4 protein-coding genes are annotated in these 7,041 nt (G+C 27.4%); 2 read left to right on the top strand and 2 right to left on the bottom strand.

The genetic code is table 11. The annotated features are described in order from the left end of the window. Positions 1–166: 166 nt before the first annotated feature. Together A9758_RS00255 and A9758_RS00250 are read left to right on the top strand one after the other, a co-directional pair. On the top strand, positions 167–892 hold the full coding sequence (locus tag A9758_RS00255; protein ID WP_011406517.1) for a DUF4011 domain-containing protein: 726 nt from the start codon (positions 167–169) through the stop codon (positions 890–892). 21 nt (positions 893–913) lie between these two features. Further along, complete coding sequence (locus A9758_RS00250) at positions 914–5,455, top strand: AAA domain-containing protein (RefSeq protein WP_011406516.1); 4,542 nt, start codon at positions 914–916, stop codon at positions 5,453–5,455. A gap of 739 nt (positions 5,456–6,194) precedes the next feature. On the opposite strand, the gene A9758_RS00245 is transcribed toward A9758_RS00250, so the two are convergent. Next, a complete protein-coding gene (locus tag A9758_RS00245; RefSeq protein WP_011406515.1) occupies positions 6,195–6,467 on the bottom strand; it encodes a hypothetical protein in 273 nt (90 codons plus the stop codon). Between the two features lie 9 nt (positions 6,468–6,476). Further along, positions 6,477–6,764 carry a hypothetical protein gene (locus tag A9758_RS00240; RefSeq protein WP_011406514.1) on the bottom strand — a complete coding sequence of 96 codons (288 nt, stop codon included), beginning with the start codon at positions 6,762–6,764 and terminating at the stop codon, positions 6,477–6,479. Positions 6,765–7,041: the final 277 nt, after the last annotated feature.

The following is a 7,041-nucleotide window of genomic DNA, read 5'->3' as shown; positions in this document are numbered from 1 at the left end:
ATAAAATAAATATATTACATAGTTAAAATATAAATAACTTTATAGAATGTTTTAGTAAATAAAAAGATGACAAAAAACATATTATAATTAATAATAACCATATTTCACATCTTATCTGATATATAAAAAAGAAAATTTTTTAAAAAAATGAAATTCTAGTGATAATATGCAAGAGACAAAAACAAATGAATTTAATAAAATCTTTGATACCTCACGTAAAAATCTTCTAGATATGGGATTAAGAAATAATCTACTAAATTTCAAGGAAGTAAAACGTACCATACCAATTATAGATGAGGATATAGGAGAATTATATAATATACTGATTGTTGATGAAAATAGTATGGAATTTCTTCCAAAACCAAAAAAAGACACAAATAGAAACACATATACATTGGAAGATAAAAGTAATAGATTTAATGAAGAATATGTTGATAGTGGAGAATATGTTGATTTAGATAAAAAAGACTCTCATAATAAATCAATAGATACAAGAAATACACATAAAACAGAAAAGACACATGATTTACAAAGTGGTACAGAAGATATTAATATCTGGCAGATGCCAACAAATCTAGATAATATTCCAGAAAAATACAGGGACCTCTATCTTCAAACAAATCTAACAGAAAATGAATTACAAAAAAGATTGTTTTCACTCATGCAATACTATAAATCTAGTATACAGGAATCTGGATATAACACATTATACTTAGCACTAGGATTTCTCGAGTGGAAACAAACAGATTATGAAGAAGCAACACATAAAGCTCCACTCATACTTATTCCTGTTGAAATAGAAAGACAATCCATAGATTCACCATTTTCAATAAAAGCAACAGGTGAGGAAATATCCCTTAACCTATCACTAAAACATAAACTTCTAGATTAGGGAATTAATCTTCCATCAGACATGAAAGTAGAATCAAAACATGACATATACACATATCTAAATAAAGTAAAAGAAGCAATTAAATCAAAACCATCATGGAATGTAGTAAGGGATAAGTATCTAAGTACATTTAATTTTAAGAAATTTGTAATGTACAATGATCTAGATCTTACTAACTGGTCAGATAATGTGGGTAGTGGTGAAATAGGTCGTATCTTTGGACTTAAAGAACCAGATAATTTTGAATCATTTGACACAAACACAATTGATAAACAATTAAATCCAATAGATGTATACAATGTAGTAGATGCAGATTCTTCACAAATAGCAGTAATTGAAGATGCAAAAAAGGGACATAGTCTTGTAGTGGAAGGACCTCCTGGTACTGGAAAATCACAAACAATTGTAAATCTCATAGCAGAATTACTAGCAAATAATCAGAAAATATTATTTGTCAGTGAAAAAAAGGCAGCACTTGAAGTTGTAGAAAAAAGAATGGAAGATATAGGACTTGGAACATACTGTCTTGGATTATATGATAATAAAACAAGAAATAAACAATTACTAGCAGATATTAGTAAGACATTAACATGTGATTCTGTTAAAATGAAATCATTTGATGATTATGATAAACTTCAACAGATAAAAATATTATTAAATAACTATATTGAAGTTATACAATCCAAGTATGGAAATAGTGACAAGACAATCTATCAATTAATAGGAATATATGAAGAGGAATATCAAAATCTTGAAAAACAAAATCAGGAAATATATAAGATAAATCTTCCACCACTAAAAGAGTTATCTAAAAAGGATTGGGGAGACCTTCTTAATAAAATAGATAAAATAGCACAACTCTACACATTAATATCACCAATAAATACAAATCCCTGGAAGTCAACATCAATAGAAACATTACTACCAAATGATATTGATAATATTAAGATAAAAACAGAAAAAATAACAAATACAATCGATATTCTAGTGGAGAATATAAATAATTTCAGTCAAAAAGTAGGAATTAACACTATAAATTCAATGACCCATATTCCTGAATATATTCAGACAGGAACAATACTACTGTCAAATAGAAACTACTTGGAAGATAAAGATATTCTAGAAGAAGTAGCAATAGCACTAGAAGACTATCATGGTAAATATAACTTTAATATTAATGAATACAACATAAATCTTAGTCAAATAAAAGAAGAACTTTCAACACTTATCAACAACCAAAAAGATATTGTAATATCCTCTGACATATTCATACAATGTGATGTTATAAGACTTCTTGATGACTTTAAACAAATGAAGGAAAATATTGAATTATCACAGATAAAAAAGGCATTAAATGATAATACAATAGAAGATAAGTTTCGTAAATTCAAGTCTGGAAAAGATTCCTTCATGAAATTCTTAAATAAGAATTATAAAAACTCTAAAAAAGAATTATTATCATACTATGAAGTTAATGTGGATGATGATGTAATAATAAGGGACTTTGAAAGATTATTCTCATGGAATGATACACTAATTAGTATAAGAAACAAGATACTACCATACACATCATTTAACAATCTAACAGATGAAGAAATAATCTACCAATTAGAACAACTTCTAAGAAACAATGATAAGTTAACACAAATCAACACACAAGTAGCAGATATATTCAATCAAAGTCCATTTAAATCACCAGATGAACTAGAATATCACATAGATCTACTACTAAATAGAGAAAGACTAGAAAAATTCATAGAAGAAAATAATTCACTACTAGATACATACTTCACAACATGGAATGGTACCAATACAAATATCATAGAATTTAAAGATGAATATGATACACTTACACAATTTTTAACAAAACAAGACTTCAATTTACTAAAGAATATAAATCCAGAAGATATACCAAATCTAAAAGATATAATTCAAACAATAGACTATTCTTACAATATAATAAATGAGAAATACCAATTTTTAGATAACATACTTGGATTTAAGGATAATCTATCAAAAAACATACTCTTTAACACAGACTTTGAAAACATAAAAACAGAAATACAAAAATTAAACTCCAGTATTTCAACAATAAATGATTGGAATCAATTTAACACATATGCTAAGGAATATTCCAATGAATACACCCATGAATTCATAGAACTAGTAAAAGAGGATAAAATAAAATCAGAAGCAATACAATCACTTTTTACATATACAATGGTAAATAACATACTTGAAGAGGCATACACTGAAAATGAAACATTACAAGAATTTAATGACACATTATATGAAAATAACATTGAAAAATTCAAGAAATTAGATAAACAAACCATAGACCTAAATAAATACAGGGTACGTGAAAAACTAGACAGTAAAAAACCTAACATGAATGCTAGTATAAATCCATCATCATCACTGGGAATCCTGGCACGTGAAATAAACAAGAAACGAAATTTCAAACCAATAAGACAATTATTAACAGAATGTAAAACAATAATCACTGATATAAAACCATGCTTCTTAATGAGTCCACTATCCATTGCACAATACCTTGATACACATGAATATGAATCTTACTTTGACTATGTAATATTCGATGAAGCAAGTCAAGTGAAGGTAGAAGATGCACTTGGAGCACTTCTTAGGGGAAAACACTACGTTATAATGGGTGATACAAAACAACTTCCACCAACATCATTTTTTGATGTTGAAACAAACATTGAAAGTGATGATGATATTGATATACAGGATGTTGAAAGTATTCTTCATCTATGTAAATCATCACTACCATCACGTATGCTAAAGTGTCACTATAGAAGTCGTCATCAATCACTAATAGCAGTGTCAAATATGGAATTCTATAACAATGAACTATGTATATTCCCATCTCCTGCAAAGAATAGTGATGAATTGGGTCTTAAATTTGTTTACAACAAGGATAGTGTCTATGATAGGGGTGGAAGTAGTCAAAATAGAATAGAAGCAAGAGATGTAATTAACTATGCAATAAATCATTTTAAAAAGTATGGAAATAGTAAAAGTTTAGGTATAGGTACTTTTAGTACAAAACAAAGAGATGCAATCAGTGAAGAGCTTGAAGCAGAACTTAAAAAACATCCTGAATTACAAAAATACTTCAATGAAGAAGGATCTGATGGATTCTTTATTAAAAATATTGAAAATATTCAGGGAGATGAAAGGGATGTTATACTAATAAGTATAGGATATGGATATGATAACAATCATAAACTTTCCCTAAGTTTTGGACCATTAAATAGGGATGGAGGAGAACGTCGTTTAAATGTACTTACAACACGTGCAAAGGAAAAATGTGTAGTATTTTGTAACTTCAAATCAGGTGATATGAAGGCTAAGATTAAAACTACATCACCACGTGGTGTACAGGCTCTTAGTAAATATCTTTACTATGCAGAAACTGGGGAATTCTCAACAAATTACATAACAGATGGAGATTTTGACTCACCATTTGAAGAATCTGTATATAACTTCCTTACTGATGAGGGCTATATTGTTTCAAAACAGGTGGGATGTGCAGGTTATAGAATTGATTTAGCAATAGTTAATCCAAAAGATTCTAATAATTATGTTCTTGGAATAGAATGTGATGGTGCATCATATCATAGTAGTGCATCTGCAAGGGATCGTGATAGACTCAGACAAAATATGCTTGAAGGATTAGGATGGAAGTTCCATAGAATCTGGTCAACAGACTGGTATTATAATAGAATAAATGCTAAAAATACCTTACTTGAAGCTATTGATAAGGCACTAATTGATGTAGAAAATGAGACAAGAGCAGATAAACTTGAAGTTACTGATAAAACACAATACTTAGATGATAATACTAAAATAGAAGATACTACTCAAAGTTTACCTGAGGTTAGTGGAGATGGAGTAAATACTCCAAGTGATACTTCAACATCTAAAAACACAGTTACTATAAACACTGTAGAAATACCTGTGGAGGATTCAGTTGATGAACATGTGGAGTATGTTAAATGTGAGGATGTTAAATTAAATGAGGATTATGTTTACTATGAAAATAGTATAGTATGTTATGACTTCTATAGTTTAGATAAAAATAGTGTTCTGGAGGTTATTGAGGATATTATTAGTGTTGAATCTCCAATCTGTGATGAAGAATTATATAATCGTCTTAAAAAAGTCTATAATGTTAAGGCTACAAAGAAATTTAAGGCAACTGTGGATAAAATAGCAGATTCTACTAAACTTATGCGTAGTGGTATTTATCATAAGGATGGTTTTTATTTAAATCCAAATGTGGAGATATGTGTTAGATTTAGAGAAAAACCAAATATAGATTATATATATGCTCAGGAGGTAGAACTTGCAATTAAGGAAGTTTTATCAGTAAATTATTCTATGGGCGTGGATGATTTGGCAAAAGAAGTATCATTACTATTTGGTTTTAAATCATTGTCTAATAAGACAAAAAATAGTATTTTTGAAGTAATACAAGGCCTTCATTTTTCTGATAATTCTAGTCTTAGAATTGAGGATGATGTTGTAAGTATGTAGATACTTCTTTACTTATCCTTTTTATATGTGTAACTTTGTTATTCTAGTTTGATATATGAATTATTATAAACTTTTTATATAAAAAACTAGTAGATTATACATTTTTTGATGAAATAAAACAAGTAAAAGACGAAAAAAAGTATCAATGCATATTGTGTTGATTTGGATTTATTTAAATGGTTTGTAAGGTATTTAATGAATTCAACTGGACAAACATTCTCAAAAACAAGTATAACTAATTATTTAAAAAATGAAAAAAAAACTACATAACCATATCTATTTATACTGAATTTCTACAAGAAGCTCTTTTTCTATGAAATTTAAATGTAAAGATCTTATAGGAAAAAAGGAAGTTGATTTTTTTTTTATGTGAAAAATCTGGTAAAAAAATATATATTCAAGTAAGTTTTCTACATTGTATGGAGACTATAGAATGAGAATTTTCTCCACTTGAAAAAATAGCTGATAATTATCCAATATGTGTTATCAATGGATAAGTTTGGATATGTCTTGGATATTATTCATATGAATATCATGGATTTTTAAAGATACAGAGATTTAAGGTCATGTTTTATAATTAATCATTCTAAGTAAGTAATTTTCTACCACTTTTTTTAAACACTCTTTTAAAATGATAACAGGTTATGTTCATAACTTAAAAAAAAGAATTAGTTAAAATTTTTCTTTATATATTTTCCCTTTGTTATGAACATACCGTATTAGAAAAAAATAGTTATTCTTATAATATGTTTATTGCTTCAAGCATTGATTGAAGACCTAATATGAATATTGCAAGTCCACCAATAAATTCAATTACTCTTGCATATTTAATAGCTACTTTTGTTCCAAAAGTACCTATAAGGAACCAGATTATAACTGCTAATAGACTTAGACCACCTAGTATTATTGGATCTACTCCAGCTACTGCTCCTTGTGATGATAGAACTAAGTTTTCTATGTTACCAAATATTAATAATCCCCAAAATTCTTTGTATTCATCTATAAAAGACATTTAATCACCTTATTTGTATTCTGGATCTTCGTTGTATCTTGCTGATTCTATCATTGATTGAAGACCTAGTACGAATATTGCAAGTCCACCAACAAATTCTATTACATTTGAGTATGCCATAGCTAAGTTAGTACCAATTGTACCTATAATTAACCATATTATTACACATATTATACTTGCTATTCCTAGTTTTAAGGGATTAGCACCTTTTACTACACCTTGTGATGCTAAAATTAAGTTTTCTATGTTACCAAATATTAGTAGTCCTATAAATGGTATATAAGCATCAAGAACCATGTTATCACCTGTTTATATTTCTATTATTTTTTTGTGAATATAATCTTCTTTCTATTATTATTTTTTTGGAAATTTGATTGTTTTTAATTCACTATTTTTTTAAATATATTGTTTTAATTATCTTATTTATAAATTAAGATATTAATTAATATCTAATACTCTTCACTTATTATATAGGCATTGATTCTATTTAAAAGGTTAGTTAATAATTTTATTTATCCTAGTATCATATTATGGCTAAATGGATTATAATTTGTAATTATAAATTATTATTAAT

It is taken from the genome of Methanosphaera sp. A6 (assembly GCF_001729395.1).
Lineage (GTDB): Archaea > Methanobacteriota > Methanobacteria > Methanobacteriales > Methanobacteriaceae > Methanosphaera > Methanosphaera stadtmanae.
This window is presented reverse-complemented; position numbering and strand designations above follow the sequence as displayed.

Coding starts and splice junctions, on each gene's coding strand:
- A9758_RS00250 (WP_011406516.1), top strand. CDS start 914: ATGAAAGTAGAATCAAAACATGACATATACACATATCTAAATAAAGTA.
- A9758_RS00240 (WP_011406514.1), bottom strand. CDS start 6,764: ATGGTTCTTGATGCTTATATACCATTTATAGGACTACTAATATTTGGT.
- A9758_RS00245 (WP_011406515.1), bottom strand. CDS start 6,467: ATGTCTTTTATAGATGAATACAAAGAATTTTGGGGATTATTAATATTT.
- A9758_RS00255 (WP_011406517.1), top strand. CDS start 167: ATGCAAGAGACAAAAACAAATGAATTTAATAAAATCTTTGATACCTCA.